Raw genomic sequence first — 15810 nt, forward strand, 5'->3', positions numbered from 1 at the left:
CCTTTCGGGTGGCCGCCGCGCGCTGCGGCGGGGTTTCCGCCCGCGGTACCGGGGCGGTTGCGTCCTGCCTCGTGAGCGTTTTGGAGTGCCATGGCGCTCCAAAACGCGCACGAGCCGGGGTCAGGCGACCTGGGGGCGGAGGTCGCCGGCGTCGAGCTCGTCGACGGTGCCGGTCGGGATGTCGAAGATCCAGCCGTGCATTCGCACGGTGCCCTTCGCGAGGGCCCGCGCCACCGACGGATGGGTGGCGAGGTTCGCCAGTTGCGCGGCGACGTTGTCGCGGACCAGCGCGCCCACGGCATCGCGATCGCCGGGTGCGGTGCGGCCGGGAGCGGAGTCCGCGTGGCGCAACCAGTCGGCGATGGCGGGCATGCCGGTCAGGTCGTGGCCCTCGGCGATGGCGGTCATCGCGCCGCAGGCGGAGTGACCGCACACGACGATGTCCGACACGCCCAGGACCGCGACGGCGTACTCGATGCTCGCGGTGACGCCGTCCGCGCCCGGGGCGTAGGCGGGCACCAGGTTGCCCGCGGTCCTGATGACGAACAGCTCGCCCGGCTCCTGCTGGGTGATCAGCTCGGGCACGACTCGCGCGTCCGAGCAGCCGACGAACAGCGTGCTCGGCCGGTGGACGGCGCCGAGGCCGGCGAACAGGTTCGCCTTGGCCGGGAAGACCTCTTCCTGGAAGCGGCGGATTCCCTCGGCGAGGTGGTGCATGCCCACTCTCCTTCCGGACTTCTGCGGGGACCGACCACTCAACCGTGCACCAGCTGGGGCGATAGTGTCCAAGTCGCACTTCGCATGATCACGATTGGTCTCATCTATAGTCGCGCCATGCCCCTCGAGCTGCGCCATCTGCGCTACCTGCTCGCGGTCGCCGAGCACGCGAACTTCACCCGCGCCGCCGAGGACCTGCACATCTCCCAGCCGACGCTGTCGCAGCAGATCAAGCAGCTGGAGAAGTCGCTGGGCGTGCGACTGCTGGACCGCACCGGCCGCACCGTGCGCCTGACCGACGCGGGCGCGACCTACGCCGACCACGCCCGGCGGGCGCTGCGCGACCTGGCCGCAGGTCGGCGCGCGGTGCTGGACGTCCAGGACCTCACCCGCGGCCACCTGCGCCTGGCGATGACGCCGACCTTCACGGCCTACCTGATCGGGCCGCTCGCCGGCGAGTTCCACGACCGGCACCCGGGAATCCGCCTGGACGTCCGGGAGATGACCCAGGACCGGATCGAATCCGCCCTGCTCGCCGACGAACTCGACCTCGGCATCGCCTTCGAAGGCGCGCATCTGCCGGGCATCGAGAGCACCGCGCTGTTCGCCGAATCCCTCAGCCTCGTCGTGGGTCCCGGCCATCCGCACGCCGGGCGGGCCCTGCCCCTGCCGGTCGCCGAAGCGGCGCAGCAGCAGCTGGCCCTGCTCAGCCAGGACTTCGCCACCAGGGGCCACATCGACGCCTACTTCGCGCGGCACCGGGCGCAGATGCCGATCGCGGTCGAGACCAACACGATCACCGCGCTGACCGAGATCATCCAGCGCACCGCGCTGGCCACCGTGCTGCCGGACGCCATCACGCGGGAACACCCCCGCCTGCACCCGATCCCGCTCGATCCCGGGCTCCCGAGCCGCACCGTCAGCATCCTGCGCCGCGAGAACGCCTACCTCAGCGCGGCGTCCCGGGCACTGATCCGGCTGACGCACCGCTGGGCGCAGACGTAGCCACCGGTGCCCGCCAAGAAATCGTCTACTTAGGACTTGCGGCGCGACACAGGCGGTTCTCCCCTGGATTCAGGGACTTCCGGCCGCCTGGATCACACCCTCGACCGCCCGATCGATCCGGTCCGCGATCTCGTTCGGCTCGGGACGTCCGGCGTCCAGCCAGGCCATGATGGCCTCCAGGCACACGGCGGTGGCCAGCTGCGCGGCCCAGTCCGCCCACGGCCCGGCGGCGATCGCGCCGGCCAGCCGCGCGCGCACCTCTTCGGTCATGGCCGCGCGGAGCTCGTCGACCTCCGCGCAGAACTCGGGCTCCCTGGCGGCGTGCCGGAACAGCAGCCGGAATCCGGCGGGCTCGGCATCGGCCCACCGGAGCAGCGCGTGCGCGCTCTCGCGGCCGACCTCCACGTCGGTCGCCGCGGCCAGCCGGGCGATCGCCCGCTCCAGCACGGCGCGGTACAGGTCGGTCTTGGACTCGAAGTGCCGGTACAGGATCACCCGGCTGATCCCGGCCTCGGCGGCGACTTCGTCCAGCCCGGTGCCCGCGAACCCGGTGCGGGCGAAGGCATTCGTGGCCGCGGCGAGGATCTGCTCGCGGCGCTCCGCCCGGGGCAGCCGCCGCACCGGCTCCTGCTGGATCTTCGACATCGGGCTTGAGAGTACACCCGAGGATGTTTATGGTCAGATGTTCACATCAAAGTAAACATCGCGGAGGCGACATGCCCGCCGAGGACCTGCCCGACCTGCCCACGTCACCACCGCCCCTGCGGACCGCCGAACGCGGCGGGCCCGGCCTGCCGCGCTACGCCCGGGAAGACGTCGAGATCGGCGGCGTCACGATCCGCGCCGGCGAGGCGGTGCTGCTCGACACGACGCTCGCCAACTTCGACGGCTCGGCCTTCGAAGAGCCGGACCGCTTCGACGTCACCCGTGCGCCCAACCCGCACCTGGCGTTCGCCCACGGCCCGTGGCACTGCCTCGGCGCGCCGCTGGCCCGGATCGAGCTGCGGACGGTGTTCGCATCGCTGCTCCCCCGGTTCCCGTCCCTGCGGCTGGCCGTGCCCGTCGAGGAGTTGCGGCTCAGCGCCGACTCGTTCACCAGCAAGCTGGTGGAGTTGCCGGTGACCTGGTGACGGGACCACCAGGTCACTGCGTTCAGCCCTGCCGGGCTCGCCGGGCGGATTCCGCCGACACGGCGCGCATCTCCTCGCGGTAGCGCTGGGCGAGGTTCCAGCGGCGAGATTCGAGGGCGATGTTCATGTGGTGCTCGGCGCGGCGGGCCCGGTCGTCGAGCTCCGCCTCGGTGCATTTGTGCAAAATCATCTGGCTGTCCGGGAAATCGTCGTCTTCGCCGTTCACGCGGCGACCGGCTGCTGCGCGGCTTCGATGTCGACGGCGGCCTGCACCGCGTCGAGGTGCGTGCGGTAGACGGTGCGGGCGTGCTCCGGACCGGGGTTGGCCCGGGTGCCTTCCTGATCGCAGATCCAGGTGCCCATGAACAGGTTTCGGTAGACGTGGGGCCGCTGGTAGGAGGAGGGACGCGGATCGAGCGTGCGGACTGCCGGGTGTCCGGTGGCGGATCGGGGGGTGTGCATGGTGTTCTTTCCTGAGGGGTATCTGTTCGGTACGGAACCCAGCTTGGCCCGCGAGGCCCCCGGGGGAATACGGGAGTTCTACGTAGTGACTACCTAAATCCGGGACCTTCGCCTCTGTCCGGGTCGCCGCTTCCCGGTCGGCACGCGAGCACCGCGGAAGCGCACGGGCTCCGGATTCCGAACGGTAGGCTCGAACGCGGAAGTCCTGCCATGGCTGAGCAATCGGGGGCCGACATGGCGACCAGCGACGGACAACGGATCGAACTGCAGCGCCGCACGATCGCCGAGCACATCGACGCGGAGAACGCCCACGACTGGTCGCGGGTGTACGGCACCTTCATCCAGGACGAGCACGCCTACTACGACGTCGTCCCGCTGAGCACGCGGTACGCGGGGTTCGAGGGCGTCCAGGACTTCTACCAGATCCTGGAGACCGCCGTTCCGGACTTCCGCGTCACCGTGAACGCCGAGTACGACATGCCCGGATCGTCCGTGCGCGAGGTGACGGTCAGCGGCACGCACCAGGGCGAGTACTGCGGCATCCCGCCGACCGGCCAACGTGTCTCGTTCGAGCTGGCGGCGTTCTACCTGTTCCGCTCGGACGACGCCGCGAAGCTGCTCGCGGAGCGGATCTACTTCGACAACGAGACCGTGCTGCGCCAGATGCGCGGCGAGGAGAACGCGCCGATCGGCATCGGCCTGGCCCCGACCTGATCCGCATCGGACCAGTGGGCTTCGGCCGCAGGCATCGCCGTGTGCCGCGCCGTCGGCTGCGTGGTCACCCGGATCGACGGCACCCCGCTCGCGGAGACGAGCCGCGGTCTCGTCGCGGCCGCCGACGCGGAAACCCACGAGCTGCTGATGTCGGTGATCCGCGACCTGCGCTAGCGGTGTCCAACGAGGCCGGCCGGCAACCTCGCGAGAAATCCACCACCACCTGCTCGAACGCGGCGATCACTGGACGTGGCGGCTGTCGTCATCCGGGGATGATCTCTCGCGAAATCGGCCCCGCCCCGGGCGGGTGCCCGCTAGGTGGCGCCCTCGGTCTTGCGCTGTGCCGCGACCCACGCCGCGATCTGGGTGCGCGAGCCGAAGTCGAGCTTGGTCAGGATGTGCTCGACGTGCGCCTCCGCGGTGCGCTGGCTGATCACCAGGTTCGCCGCGATCTCCTTGTTGGACATGCCGCGGGCGACGGCCTCGGCGACCTGGAGTTCGCGCCGGGTCAGGGGTCCGCCCTGCCGGTCCCCGGCCGGCGGGGCCGGGTTCTGCACCGGAACCGACCGGGCCTGGCCCCGAACCATCATCGGGAGGCTCTGCGCCAGCGGTAGCTTCGCGGTTTCCGCGGCGAGCTTGTCGAAGACGCCGTCCCCCAGCTCCGCGCGTGCTTCGGCTTCGGCCCGGCTCCGGTAGTCGATCAGCTGCTGCGAGCCCAGCAGCGGGATCCCGACCAGCGGCCAGATCCGCCCGAGGACGCCGAACAGCCTGGCGGCCTGGTCGTGTTCGCCCAGCGACACGTGCGACCACGCCAGGACCTCCACCGCTACCCCGAGGCCGAACAGGTCGTTGAAGCGGCATTTGATGCCGATGCCCTCGCGAAGATCCGCGATCGCGGCCTTCGCGTCGCCCCGCATCCAGCGCGCGAGGCCGCGCACCACGAGCGACCACGAGCGGGTCCACAGCTCGCCGGCGGCCGCCGTGATCCGCAGGCATTCCTCGGCGTGCTCGATCGCGTTCTCGTCATCGCCCTGCAGGCACGCCACCAGGCCCGCCTGGACCAGCGACATGACCATCGGGCTGGTGATCTCCTCGCGCGTGCGATGCCGTGACCACGCCTTAATGCACAGGTCGTGGGCCTGCTCCAGCTCGCCTTCGGCCAACGCGGCGACGCCCCGCAGGTGCATGCCGAAGGACGCCAGGCTGGGATCGTCGAGCTCCTGGGCGATCGCGATGCACCGTTCGGCCGTGGACCGGCCCCAGGCCACATCGCCCTGGTGCGAAGCCAGCCAGCTGCAGACCCACAGATCGGTCGCCCGGGCCGCGGTCGGACTCGCATCCAGCGCCAGCAGGCGGTCGAGCCACTGCCGTCCCTCGGCGATGAGCCCGCAGGCCGTCCAGTAGAACCACAGATCTCCGGCCAGGCGGAGCCCGGCCTGCACGTGCTCGGGCTTCGACGCGCAGAACTCCATGGCCGCCCGCAGGTTGTCGTGCTCGGTGGTGATGCGGGCGCGCCATTCGAGCTGGCGCGGGCCGAACCACTCGCGGGCGGCGCGTTCGGCCAGGCCGAGGTACCAGTCCCGGTGCCGCAGGCGGAGCCGGGCCCCCTCCTCCTCGTCCTGCAGGCTCTGGCCGTACTCGCGGACGGTCGACAGCAGCTGGTAGCGGGTGCCGGCGGGAAGATCCCCGGTCGGGTTCGCGGTGCGGATCAGGATCGACTTGTCGATCAGCGACGCGATCAGGTCCAGCACGCGGTCCGGGGCGAGGCCGTCGCCGCTGCAGACGTGCTCCACGGCCGCCAGGTCCATGCCGCCGGCGAAGACCGACAACCGCGCCCACAGCATGCGTTCCTCGGCCGAGCACAGCTCGTAGCTCCAGTCCATGGTCGCCTGCAGCGTCTGGTGCCGCGGCAGGGACGTGCGGTTCCCACCGGAGAGCAGCCGGAAGCGGTCGCCGATCCGCAACAGCAGTTCGTCCAGCGACAGGAACCGGGTGCGGGCCGCCGCCAGTTCGATCGCCAGCGGGATCCCGTCGAGCGCCCGGCACAACTCGACGATGGTGCTTTCCCGGCCCGCGGGGCACCGGAAGCCCGCGGCCGAAGCCCGGTCGATGAACAACCGCACCGAATTGGACGTGCCCGCGCCCCCGTCGACCTCCGCCGGCCCGGGCACCGGCAGCGTCGGCACGACGAGGACGTGTTCGCCGTAGACCTCGAGCGGCTGCCGGCTCGTGGCCAGGATCCGCAGCCCGGGTGCGGCGTCGAGCAGCACGGCGCCGGCCTTGAGGCACCCGTCCAGCACCTGCTCGCAGTTGTCCAGCACGATCAGGAGGTCCTTGTCCCGGACGTATTCGGCGAGCACGGAGTCCACGCCCCGGGACGACCAGTCCTGGATGCCGAGCGTCTGGGCGATGGTGTGCACCACCAGGTCGTCGTCGCGCACCTCGGCCAGCTCGACCAGCCACACGCCGTCCCGGTGGGCACGGCCCAGCTGCGCGGCGACCCGCAGCGCCAGCCTGGTCTTCCCGACCCCACCGACACCGGTCAGCGTCACCAACCGGGAGCGGGACAGGAGTTCTCGCACATCGGCGCACTCCTGCCGACGGCCCACGAAACTCGTTCGCTCGGCGGGGAGATTTCCCACCAGCCTGCGCGACGTTCGACTGGCCATTTCGGCCCCACAACGAAGTAGCGGCACCGGGCGCGCAGCGCCCGCCTTTTTCACCGCCAGCCTACGGCGGGTGCGGCCCCGAATGCGAGCTGTGCACCTGGCCCCCGTGCCGCAAGGTTGCGCGGAACCGTGCGGACAGGGTCGCGGGCGGCATGCCGGAGCCGTCGGTCCGGCGTTCTCGGGCGTCGGTCGACATTGGACCGCCGAGCGCTCGCGGTTGCTGCTTCCTGTTAGCCTTCTCCGGTGTCGGACGCAGGACGTAACCGGGGACGAAGGGGCCAGGACCAGCGCGGGGGTGGCCGCTCCCGAGGGCTCCGGGTCAGCACCCGGAACGCGCTTTTCCAGCAGTGGCAAGCATTGTTGTCGAACCGAACGAAGCGGCAGCGTTCCGGCGAGTTCCTGATCCACGGCGTCCGGCCGATCACGCTGGCGGTCGAGCAGGGCTGGCCGCTGCACAACCTCCTGTACCCGTCGGGCCGGAAGCTGTCCACCTGGGCCCGGCGGCTGATCGACGAATGCGACGCGACCGCCGTGGAGGTGCACCCGGATCTGCTCTGGGAACTCGGCGAACGCGAATCCGAGACGCCGGAGCTGATCGCCGTCGCCGCCCTGCCCGCCGACGACCTCGACCGGCTGCCGGTCGGGCAGGACTTCCTCGGCCTGGTCTTCGACCGGCCCACCAGCCCCGGGAACATCGGCACCCTGGCCCGCTCCGCGGATGCCTTCGGTGCCGGCGGCCTGATCGTCAGCGGACACGCCGCGGACGTCTACGACCCGAAGTCGGTGCGCGCCAGCACGGGCTCGCTCTTCTCGGTCCCCGCGGTCCGGGTGCCATCGCCGCAGGACGTGCTCGACTGGGTTGACGGGCACCGGCGGCGCGGCGTGCCGATCGTGGTCGTGGGCACCGACGAGCGTGGCACCGCCGAGATCACCGACTTCGACTTCACCCGGCCCGTGCTTCTGGTGATCGGCAACGAGACCTCGGGGATGAGCGCGACCTGGCGCGACCTGTGCGACGAGATCGTCCGGGTTCCTATCGGAGGCGCCGCGAGCTCGCTCAACGCGGCCTCGGCGGGGACCGTGGTGCTGTACGAGGCCGCTCGGCAGCGCGGCTTCCCCGCGGCCGGCTGATCACCCGGACCCGCCCGCAGCCAGGGACGGATCTGTCCCCTCACAGGTCCGCCGCTCGATGCGAGACTGGACGGCGGCGAGCAGCGCGACCTCCTCGCGGCGCAGGCTCGACCGCGGCGTTGACGCCGCGACCTACGCCGAGAACCGATTTATCGGCAGGACAAACCAGGTTTTGTTCCTCAGTAGACGGAGATCGCTATTCGGCACGAGCGCGCCATCGCGGCACGCTCAGCGTCGTCCAGGCGCGCAGCAGCCACTCCACCGGGCCGTAGGCGTGGCGGCGCAGCCAACACCGGCTGCCCGCGGCCTGCAGCGCGAACAGAGCCAGCGCGATCGCCGCGACCCCGGCCGGCGAGATGCGGCCCACCAGCGCCGCTCCGTAGCCGGTGAAGATCAGGGCGCAGACGAGGGACTGACCGAGGTAGTTGGTCAAGGTCATCCGGCCCGCCGGCGCCAGCGCCGCGACCACTGCGCGGCCGTAGCGACCGCGGGCAAGGCGGAGGACCGTCGCGGCGTAAGCGGCGGCCAGCAACGGGGCGCTGATCACGTCGACTCCCAGCGCGAAGACCTCGTAGGCCGACCCCGGATGGCCGAGGCTCGCATACGCGTACACGACTCCGCCCAGCAACCCGACCGTGAAGCCCAAGATCTGGAGCCACCGCAGAACCCGCCGATGCCGGGCAGTATCGGCGAGGGCGCGGTGACGTCCGGCCGCGAGGCCGAGCAGGAAGGCGGCGAGCGCCGACGGGGCCTGGAAGAAGACCAGCAGGAACACCACGTCCGGCAGCTGCGCCAGATGCGCACCGATGATCGACGCCGGGCCTCCGCGCAGGGCTTCGGTCGCCTCCATCGCGCCGGCCGTCGAAACCGGGGCAACACCATCGATGGTGAGCGCGAGAAGCAGATACCCGGCCGCAGTGATCGCGAGCAGCGTGACGGCGGCGAACACCGCCGTGCGCGGCCGGATCCGGTGCAGGGCAAGGAGGATCAGCCCAAGCACCCCGTACGTGGTGAGGATGTCACCGGGGAAGAGCACCACGGCGTGCACGACACCGATCACGAACAAGCCCGCGAGGCGTCGCAGGAAGCGCGGCGCGAACCGGGCGCCGCTGCGTTCGGCGGAGGCCAGCTGCAAGGTGAGGCTGTAGCCGAACAAGAAGGAGAACAGCAGGAAGAACTTGGCCTCGAAGAACACCGCCACCAGCCATCGGACCAGCTCGTCGAGCGGCCCGCCGAAGGCCGGGTCTTCCACACCGGTGCCGTGGTAGGCGGAGGCCAGGTAGCCGATGTTGACCATCAAGATCCCGAACAGCGCGAAGCCGCGCAGCGCATCGACCTGCGCCAGACGCGTGGTCGCTACCCCGGGGCGGGATGCGGTCGTCTGGATCACGCCGCCCTCCTGTCGTCGTTCAGCTGTTGCACTGCCCTACCTCCCAAGTTTCGGTTATCTTTAAAACTATCGTTTTCAAAACGAACGTAGTAAATTTGAACACATGATGTGGTTGCCCACGAAAGCGGGAGGGTGAAGAGCGCGGACACGGCGGGCCCTGTACGAACGCCACGGCTTCACCGCCCGTGCGCACCCAGCAGACGCCGTTCCTGCGCGACCTGATGGGATTCGGTGCCGTGACGACCATGAACCGCCCCGTCACCGCGGCGGACCTGTCCAGCGGGAGGCCGCGATGAACGCCGGGGAGAACACCCACCAGGTGAAGCGCCCGGAGATCCCGACGCGACTGCTGGTGCACGCCCTCGTCCGCGAGGACGGCACCGTCGACGCCGCCGAGCTCTACGCGGTCGCCGGCATCCTCGGCATGTCCGACCAGCAGGTCCGGCTGTGCATCAAGCGCCTCGTCGCCGAGGGGCAGTTCACCCATGAAGGACGCGGGCGGCGAGCCCAGCTCCGGGCCGTCGCCGACAGCACCGGCTCCATCGTTCCCGACGCCGATCACCTTCGTCACGCCTACCGCCAGGACCTGGGGATCGCGCCGTGGGACGGCACGTGGCACCTCTTCGCCTTCGCCATCCCGGAATCTCTCCGGACCGCCCGGGACGCGCTGCGCGGCACCCTCCTCTACCTGGGGGCCGCGGCCGTGCAAGGCGGTCTTTACGTCAGCGCCAACGCCATCGAGGACCTCGTCGAGGCCGAGGCGCGCCGCCTCGGCGTGCTGGACGCGGTCAAGTTCCTCACCAGCACCGACCTGCGCATGGGCGGCACCGGAGACCCGCGCGACCTGGCGGCCGCGATGTGGCCGCTGGCGGAGATCGCCGGCCGTCACGAGCGCCTCGCCGCCTTCGCCGAGTCCTGCCTCTCGGAGTTGCGGAACGGAAAGGTCGAGGCGGGCGCCGAGCGGCTGACGATGGCCGTGGAACTCGCGGCGGAATTCACCCGCGCCATGGAGCCGGATCCGTTGCTGCCGCCCGACTTGCTACCCCGTCCCTGGCCCGGCAGCCGAGCCCGCAGCCTCGCCCAGCAATGTTGGGCAGAGCTCCGCGAGACAGCGGGCGATCAGGACCGCGACAAGCCGCTCCCACGGCTGTTCCGGCTCTACGACGCCGCACTGTCCCCGGCAGACGAGCGGTGACACCCGCGCAGGCGCAGCGCATGTGCCAGAACAGTCCACAAGAGACGGTTTTCGACGGGGAGGCCTGGTCGCAGCCGTCGCCAGCGGAAAGGCCAGCTCCGCCGTTCAACGCGGGCTGATCGCCCAGATCTCGTGAGTGTTTTGGGTTGCCATAGCGACACAAGACACTCACGAGCCGGGGTGGCCGGTCGGCGCACCGGGAGGGGGAGGAATGCGCCGACCGGCCGGAGGGTTCGATGCCGGGTCGGGGGCATCAGCGGCATCGAACCTGGTCTTCAGGCCCGGCTTTCGCAGCTAGGGCTTCTCGACGGCAGGCGGTTAATCCTGTTCGTCGCGCAGAATTCCGTTGCAGTCCCGGCAAGTCGGCGCGGTGCACCAGTCCATCTCGCTCGGCTTGGCCATCGCTACCCGTTTGCCGCACACCGTCGTATCGCAGGACTGGCTCTCCCAACGGCGGCCCCGGAAAGCGTGCCGCACGAACCTGTCCTCATCCGGCGTTGGCAGCCAATAATGGCGTGGCGGCTCCCCCAGCTCGGTCCTCGGAAACCTCCGCAGCCTTCCCTGCGGCGGGCATCCTCCAAACCGAGGCATACATCCGGGCGATGGACACGGCGTCGGCGCGTCGCGAGAGCGAAGACATCGACGCGAACGTCGCGGCACGGCAAGAGCGACAGGCCATCCTCACCAGCGCGAAGCCGACTACGGCGTCGTTCATCCTGTCCGAGTCATGTTTGCGCCGGCAGGTCGGCACGATGTGGACCATGCGCGAGCAGCTCGACCACTTGGCAGAGATTGCGTTGCAGCAGAACATCAATCTTCAAGTCTTGCCGTTCGACGCTGAGACACCGCCTGGCGGGGTTTCCTTCAACTTCACGATGCTGCGCATCCCATCCAACGGAATCGCGGCCGACCTGGAGTTCGTCTACGTCGAATGCCTCGACGATGCCCGCTACCTGGATGACAAGGACGCCGTATCGGCCTACGCCAGGCTGTGGAACCAACTTCAGGCAGCTGCGCTCTCTCCGAAAAAGTCCCTCAGCGTCATACGATCGGTGCGCAAGCAGTACTCGGAGTGAACGCGAGGTCGCACCATGATCGAACGACGTGTCCTGCCGGATGCAGCGTGGTTCAAGAGCAGCTACAGCGCGACGCAGAACGAATGTATCGAGGTGGCGATGGTTCTGGGCGTTGTCGGCGTGCGTGACACCAAGGACCGCGACGGCGGCACGCTGGTCTTCGACAGCGTCGCCTGGTCCAGCTTCCTGACCCACGTCAAGGCGGGACGCAACGGCTGATCCGGCTGAGGTGCCCGGCCCCGGCCGGGCACCTCACAACCCGAAATAGCCACGTTGCGGTGTCGATGTCACGGCTTGGCGAGCAGTTCCGCCAGCGCTGCCGCCGTTTCCGGGTAGCGGCCGACCAGCTCGGCGCCCGCCCCACCGGGATCGGCCGTCTGCCACGTCCCGTCGCAGCCCAGCAGGTTCGCTACCGCGTCGCAGGTCGCGGGATGTGCGGCGAGCAGCGCGACCCCGCTCCCGCGCGGCGCTCTCCGTTGCGGCACGGCTTCCGGCGTCGGCTGGGCCAGCCACGGCGGCACCCATTCGTCCAGCTCCGCGAGGCGGCCAGGGAAGATCCGCCCGGCCTCGCGGATGAGCATCGGCGCCAGCTCCGCGCCGCCGGCACGCAGGGTGCTGATCAGGCTGGGCAACCACGGCAGCAGCACCGGGTCCGGCAGTCGCCGGAACGCGTTCGACACCGCTTCCACGACGAAGTCGGTCAGGCCCGGCACGGGTTCCAGCGCGTGCACGAATCCGCTTAGGTAGCGCGGGTAAACGGGCACCACCATGGGGTTGGCGAGCAACTCGTCGCACCGCGCCCGCAGCTCCGCCCGGGAGAGCTGCCCGAGCTGCACCTGAGCCGCCCACAGCAGGGCCAGCTTCGCCGGCTCCTGCGGATGCGACTGCGCGAACGCCAGCTCCAGCTGCGCCCGGTCGCAGCCCAGCGACAGCGCCAGGCCCTCCATGCTGAACAGGAAGCCCAGCATGGCGGCGACCTGGTCGACGGTCGCGTCCTCGTCGGTGAACGCCGTCGGCAACAGGGTGCAGTAGTGCGCGTAGCCGGTCTTGACGAACGCTTCGATCCACGGCGGTAGCACCGGCTCGCTGGTCCGGTAGTACGCCAGCAGCCGGCGCACCCGGCGCAGGACTTCCGGCGCACCGTCGACGCTGCGCTCGGTCGCCAGGACTTCCAGGGCACGGGTGCCCAGCTCGTTGGCGAGGCGTCGGCTGCGCAGGTAGAGCGTCGCGTCCTCGACGGCCTCCAGGACGGTGGCCGTGGTCGCGTGTGGGCCGTACGCCGCGCCGCGCAGGCGCTGCTCCAGCACCTGCTCGATGCTGACGCCTTCGTAGCCGAGTTCGATCAGCGCCCGCTGGTGGGTGCCGAGCGCCACGTCCCACGACTCCTGGATCGGCCGCTCGCCGAGCCGCCGCTCACCCATGATCGGCCGCGCCGCGCCGCGCGGCAGCAGGTAGCGCAGCATCCACAGCACGTCGGAGCACTGCGCCAGCTCCGGCCGGGACGCGATGTCCAGCAACGCTCTTTGCACGCCGCGTTGTTGGAGCTTGAGCTCCAGCGGCGCGAGCCGGTCGTGCACATCCCGCGCCAGCGGCGGCAGCGCGTCGTAGCCGACCTGACCGATCCGGTCGCCGCCCATCATGATCTCGACGAGGCGGCGCACGTCGCGCCTGCCCGGCACGGCGTCCTTCTCGATGCAGGTGATCGCCGCGTCCTGGAAGTCGTACGGCGTGGGCTTGGCCCGGTCGCGCATCCCGGCCAGCAGGATCGACGTCTCGAACACGGCGATCGCGTCCGCGGTGGACGCGAGGTAGCCGTTGCGGCGCGCGGCGCGCACGATGTCCACCGACCAGCCCAGCAGCTCGGCCTCGTCCAGCCGGTCGAGGACGGGCGGTCGCTGGAGGAAGCCGGAGAGCTTGTCCGAAGGCCCGGTCGGCGCGGGATCGACCGGCGGCGCGGTCTTCCCCGGCTTCTTCTTCGCACCCGCCTGCCCGGCGAGCCGGAACGGCTGCACCTTGGTGCGCTTGAGGTTCTTCGCCCACTCCGTCGCGGCGATCGACACCGAACCGGCGGCCAGGCCGAACTGCGCCTCGATCGCCGCGTTGCTCGACGGGATCAGGCCGTGCTGCCACTTGCTGGCGCTGGGCGGGCTGATCTCGAAGGTGTCGGTGCCGTGCACGCCGAACTCCGCGACGCGGCTGGCCGCGTGGAACGCGCCGCAGACGTACAGGCAGTCCGCCGGATCGGCGCCGGTCGCGGCCAGGTGCTCGCGCATCCTGGTCCACATGTACCGCTCGCGGTCCTCGTCCACGCGCACCCGGTGCGGATCGCCGGGCGCGAGGCGGCGGAACAGGCTGCCGATCAGGAGCATGACCTGCCGGTAGGCGTCGTGGTCGCTGTCGCCGAGCGGCAGTTCGACGTACTGGTGCCACCACTCCGACCAGTGGCGCACCCGGCCGTGGCGCAGCAGGTGCTCCTCCAGCTCCGCGAAGCGCGGCCGCAGGTCGCCGATCTCCACGCCGATCGCGTCGCCGTGCAGCGCGGTCTCCTTGTCCGCCGGCGGCGCGTCCGGGGCGGCGGGCTCCTCCGCGCCCGCCACCCACTGGAAGACGTGGTCGGAGGACCGGTCGACGAGGACCAGTTCGACGCCCGGTGTTTCCAGCGCGTAGGCGATCGCCTGGTACTCGGCCGACGCCTCGGTGATCGGGGCGACCACCGACAGCGGCGACCATTCCACCGGGAAGCCCTCGACCTCGGTCGCGAACGCCTGCACCGCGACCGGGAGCCGGCAGTTGCGCAGTTCGGTCAGCAGCGGCGCCATGTCCTCGCACAGCTCCAGGTAGACCACCTTCGGCTGCTTCTGCCGCAGCCGCCGGGCCATCGCGATGGCCGAAGCCGGCGAGTGGTGGCAGACCGGGAAGATCTCCAGCGGCTCGCGCTGCGCGCGGTCGACGTCGTCGACGATGCCGAGCAGGATGCCCTCCAGCGCATCGGGCCCGTCGGCGAACGCCGCGGCGGCTTCCCGCAGCTGCGTGCGGAGCGCGTCGAAGGCGCCGCTCATGACAGGGTGGCGATCGCGTCGCGGCCGCCCTCCAGGAACTCCGGCCACGATCCGCCCTCGTCCTTGCTGCGCGGCTCGACGACGCCGTGCAGGTACTTGTTGAGGATCGCCAGGTCCTCCGGCGCTCGCCTGGCCAGCGATCCGACGAGCGAGGAGGCGAGGGTGCGGGCGGTCAGCGCGTGCTCGCCGAAGAAGTTGCTGTGCAGGATCGCGTCTTCGAGCACGCCGATCTGCTCGGCGGTGGACAGCGCCGACTCCAGCTTCTCATCGTCGCTGCCGGCCGCGGCCGCGGAGGCGCGCAGATCGGCGAAGCTGCGCAGCAGCACGTCCAGCAGCGTCGGCGGCACGTCGAGCTCGATCTGGTGGCGGCGCAACAGCTCCTCGGTGCGGAAGCGGACGATCTCCGCCTCGCTCTTCTTGTTCGTCACCACCGGGATGCGCACGAAGTTGAAGCGGCGCTTGAGCGCCGAGGACAGGTCGTTGACGCCCCGGTCCCGGCTGTTGGCGGTGGCGATGATCGAGAAGCCCGGCTTGGCGAAGACGATGTTGTCGCCGTCGAGCTCGGGGACCGAGATGTACTTCTCCGACAGGATCGAGATCAGCGCGTCCTGCACGTCGCTGGTGGAGCGGGTGAGCTCCTCGAAGCGGCCGATCGCGCCGGTCTCCATGGCGGTCATGATCGGCGAGGGGATCATCGACTCCCGCGACTGCCCCTTGGCGATGACCATGGACACGTTCCACGAGTACTTGATCTGGTCCTCGGTGGTGCCCGCGGTGCCCTGCACGACGAGCGTGGAGTTCCGGCTGATCGCGGCGGCCAGCAGCTCGGCCAGCCAGCTCTTGCCGGTGCCGGGGTCGCCGATCAGCAGCAGGCCGCGGTCGGAGGCCAGCGTGACGATGGAGCGCTCGACGAAACTGCGGTCGCCGAACCACTTCGGCGCGATCTCCCGGTCGAGGCCGTCGGCGCGCTCGGAGCCGAGCACGAACAGGCGGACCATCTTCGGGGACAGCCGCCAGGCGAACGGCTTGGGACCGTCGTCGATCGACTCCAGCCAGTCCAGCTCCTCGGCGTACTTGATCTCGGCCGGAGCGCGCAACAGGTCGGACATGTGTGGGCCTTTCTCAGTGCTTGTCTTGGAGCTGGTTTGGTTGTTCTTTGAAGCGCCGAAGGCGCTTAGCCCACCCTCGCAACTTGCACCGCCGCGGGTTCTCAGACGTCGTCTGGCGAGGACAGCCCCGATGTCGCGTATTGGACATACTCA

15 protein-coding genes and 1 pseudogene are annotated in these 15810 nt (G+C 70.3%); 8 read left to right on the forward strand and 8 right to left on the reverse strand.

The window, feature by feature from the left end:
- Positions 1 to 120 precede the first annotated feature (120 nt).
- Positions 121 to 717, reverse strand: a complete 597-nt coding sequence (locus E1288_RS11305; RefSeq protein WP_132484058.1) for a carbonic anhydrase — start codon at positions 715 to 717, stop codon at positions 121 to 123.
- A gap of 117 nt (positions 718 to 834) precedes the next feature.
- On the opposite strand from E1288_RS11305, the gene cynR reads away from it, so the two are divergent.
- Entirely contained in the window at positions 835 to 1722 is an 888-nt protein-coding gene (gene cynR / locus E1288_RS11310; protein WP_132484060.1) for a transcriptional regulator CynR, read from the forward strand.
- Between the two features lie 69 nt (positions 1723 to 1791).
- Here the strand turns inward: cynR and E1288_RS11315 are convergent, their stop codons facing one another.
- Positions 1792 to 2367, reverse strand: a complete 576-nt coding sequence (locus tag E1288_RS11315) for a TetR/AcrR family transcriptional regulator (protein WP_132484062.1) — start codon at positions 2365 to 2367, stop codon at positions 1792 to 1794.
- A 71-nt stretch (positions 2368 to 2438) separates the two neighbouring features.
- Between E1288_RS11315 and E1288_RS11320 the strand changes: the two genes are divergently transcribed.
- Positions 2439 to 2852: a cytochrome P450 gene (locus tag E1288_RS11320; protein WP_235883483.1), complete on the forward strand. Its 414-nt coding sequence runs from the start codon at positions 2439 to 2441 to the stop codon at positions 2850 to 2852.
- A 22-nt stretch (positions 2853 to 2874) separates the two neighbouring features.
- On the opposite strand, the gene E1288_RS46860 is transcribed toward E1288_RS11320, so the two are convergent.
- Together E1288_RS46860 and E1288_RS11325 are read right to left on the reverse strand one after the other, a co-directional pair.
- Positions 2875 to 3042: a hypothetical protein gene (locus E1288_RS46860; protein WP_165968073.1), complete on the reverse strand. Its 168-nt coding sequence runs from the start codon at positions 3040 to 3042 to the stop codon at positions 2875 to 2877.
- Between the two features lie 32 nt (positions 3043 to 3074).
- On the reverse strand, positions 3075 to 3314 hold the full coding sequence (locus E1288_RS11325; RefSeq protein WP_132484066.1) for a hypothetical protein: 240 nt from the start codon (positions 3312 to 3314) through the stop codon (positions 3075 to 3077).
- 210 nt (positions 3315 to 3524) lie between these two features.
- Between E1288_RS11325 and E1288_RS11330 the strand changes: the two genes are divergently transcribed.
- Entirely contained in the window at positions 3525 to 4028 is a 504-nt protein-coding gene (locus E1288_RS11330) for an ester cyclase (RefSeq protein WP_235883484.1), read from the forward strand.
- 24 nt (positions 4029 to 4052) lie between these two features.
- Positions 4053 to 4202 (forward strand): annotated as a pseudogene (locus tag E1288_RS11335) (inositol monophosphatase family protein); the annotation flags it as partial.
- Positions 4203 to 4342: 140 nt separating this feature from the next.
- On the opposite strand, the gene E1288_RS11340 reads toward E1288_RS11335, so the two are convergent.
- On the reverse strand, positions 4343 to 6637 hold the full coding sequence (locus E1288_RS11340; RefSeq protein WP_235883486.1) for an ATP-binding protein: 2295 nt from the start codon (positions 6635 to 6637) through the stop codon (positions 4343 to 4345).
- Positions 6638 to 6940: 303 nt separating this feature from the next.
- On the opposite strand from E1288_RS11340, the gene E1288_RS11345 reads away from it, so the two are divergent.
- Positions 6941 to 7828: an RNA methyltransferase gene (locus tag E1288_RS11345; protein WP_132484072.1), complete on the forward strand. Its 888-nt coding sequence runs from the start codon at positions 6941 to 6943 to the stop codon at positions 7826 to 7828.
- Positions 7829 to 8024: 196 nt separating this feature from the next.
- On the opposite strand, the gene E1288_RS11350 is transcribed toward E1288_RS11345, so the two are convergent.
- Positions 8025 to 9218, reverse strand: a complete 1194-nt coding sequence (locus E1288_RS11350) for a DUF418 domain-containing protein (protein WP_235883488.1) — start codon at positions 9216 to 9218, stop codon at positions 8025 to 8027.
- 292 nt (positions 9219 to 9510) lie between these two features.
- Between E1288_RS11350 and E1288_RS11360 the strand changes: the two genes are divergently transcribed.
- The 3 genes from E1288_RS11360 (at position 9511) to E1288_RS11375 (ending at position 11708) form a co-directional block, all read left to right on the forward strand.
- Entirely contained in the window at positions 9511 to 10413 is a 903-nt protein-coding gene (locus E1288_RS11360) for a PaaX family transcriptional regulator C-terminal domain-containing protein (protein WP_132484074.1), read from the forward strand.
- Between the two features lie 236 nt (positions 10414 to 10649).
- Positions 10650 to 11489 carry a DUF5753 domain-containing protein gene (locus E1288_RS49820; protein ID WP_268951826.1) on the forward strand — a complete coding sequence of 280 codons (840 nt, stop codon included), beginning with the start codon at positions 10650 to 10652 and terminating at the stop codon, positions 11487 to 11489.
- A gap of 15 nt (positions 11490 to 11504) precedes the next feature.
- The gene (locus tag E1288_RS11375; protein WP_132484078.1) at positions 11505 to 11708 is read left to right on the forward strand and encodes a DUF397 domain-containing protein; all 204 of its coding nucleotides are present in this window, start codon (positions 11505 to 11507) and stop codon (positions 11706 to 11708) included.
- A gap of 68 nt (positions 11709 to 11776) precedes the next feature.
- Here the strand turns inward: E1288_RS11375 and E1288_RS11380 are convergent, their stop codons facing one another.
- Both E1288_RS11380 and E1288_RS11385 read right to left on the reverse strand, forming a co-directional pair.
- Positions 11777 to 14548 carry a DUF5682 family protein gene (locus E1288_RS11380; protein WP_132484080.1) on the reverse strand — a complete coding sequence of 924 codons (2772 nt, stop codon included), beginning with the start codon at positions 14546 to 14548 and terminating at the stop codon, positions 11777 to 11779.
- Entirely contained in the window at positions 14545 to 15657 is a 1113-nt protein-coding gene (locus tag E1288_RS11385) for an ATP-binding protein (protein WP_132484082.1), read from the reverse strand. Before E1288_RS11385 ends, E1288_RS11380 begins: the two co-directional genes overlap by 4 nt.
- Positions 15658 to 15810 lie beyond the last annotated feature (153 nt).

The organism is Saccharopolyspora elongata, assembly GCF_004348985.1.
In the GTDB taxonomy this organism is placed as follows: Bacteria; Actinomycetota; Actinomycetes; order Mycobacteriales; family Pseudonocardiaceae; genus Saccharopolyspora; species Saccharopolyspora elongata.

Excerpts from the sequence above, each read along its gene's own strand:
- E1288_RS11305 (WP_132484058.1), bottom strand. The coding sequence starts at position 717 with ATGCACCACCTCGCCGAGGGAATCCGCCGCTTCCAGGAAGAGGTCTTC.
- cynR (WP_132484060.1), top strand. The coding sequence starts at position 835 with ATGCCCCTCGAGCTGCGCCATCTGCGCTACCTGCTCGCGGTCGCCGAG.
- E1288_RS11315 (WP_132484062.1), bottom strand. The coding sequence starts at position 2,367 with ATGTCGAAGATCCAGCAGGAGCCGGTGCGGCGGCTGCCCCGGGCGGAG.
- E1288_RS11320 (WP_235883483.1), top strand. The coding sequence starts at position 2,439 with ATGCCCGCCGAGGACCTGCCCGACCTGCCCACGTCACCACCGCCCCTG.
- E1288_RS46860 (WP_165968073.1), bottom strand. The coding sequence starts at position 3,042 with ATGATTTTGCACAAATGCACCGAGGCGGAGCTCGACGACCGGGCCCGC.
- E1288_RS11325 (WP_132484066.1), bottom strand. The coding sequence starts at position 3,314 with ATGCACACCCCCCGATCCGCCACCGGACACCCGGCAGTCCGCACGCTC.
- E1288_RS11330 (WP_235883484.1), top strand. The coding sequence starts at position 3,525 with ATGGCTGAGCAATCGGGGGCCGACATGGCGACCAGCGACGGACAACGG.
- E1288_RS11360 (WP_132484074.1), top strand. The coding sequence starts at position 9,511 with ATGAACGCCGGGGAGAACACCCACCAGGTGAAGCGCCCGGAGATCCCG.
- E1288_RS49820 (WP_268951826.1), top strand. The coding sequence starts at position 10,650 with ATGCCGGGTCGGGGGCATCAGCGGCATCGAACCTGGTCTTCAGGCCCG.
- E1288_RS11375 (WP_132484078.1), top strand. The coding sequence starts at position 11,505 with ATGATCGAACGACGTGTCCTGCCGGATGCAGCGTGGTTCAAGAGCAGC.
- E1288_RS11380 (WP_132484080.1), bottom strand. The coding sequence starts at position 14,548 with ATGAGCGGCGCCTTCGACGCGCTCCGCACGCAGCTGCGGGAAGCCGCC.
- E1288_RS11385 (WP_132484082.1), bottom strand. The coding sequence starts at position 15,657 with ATGTCCGACCTGTTGCGCGCTCCGGCCGAGATCAAGTACGCCGAGGAG.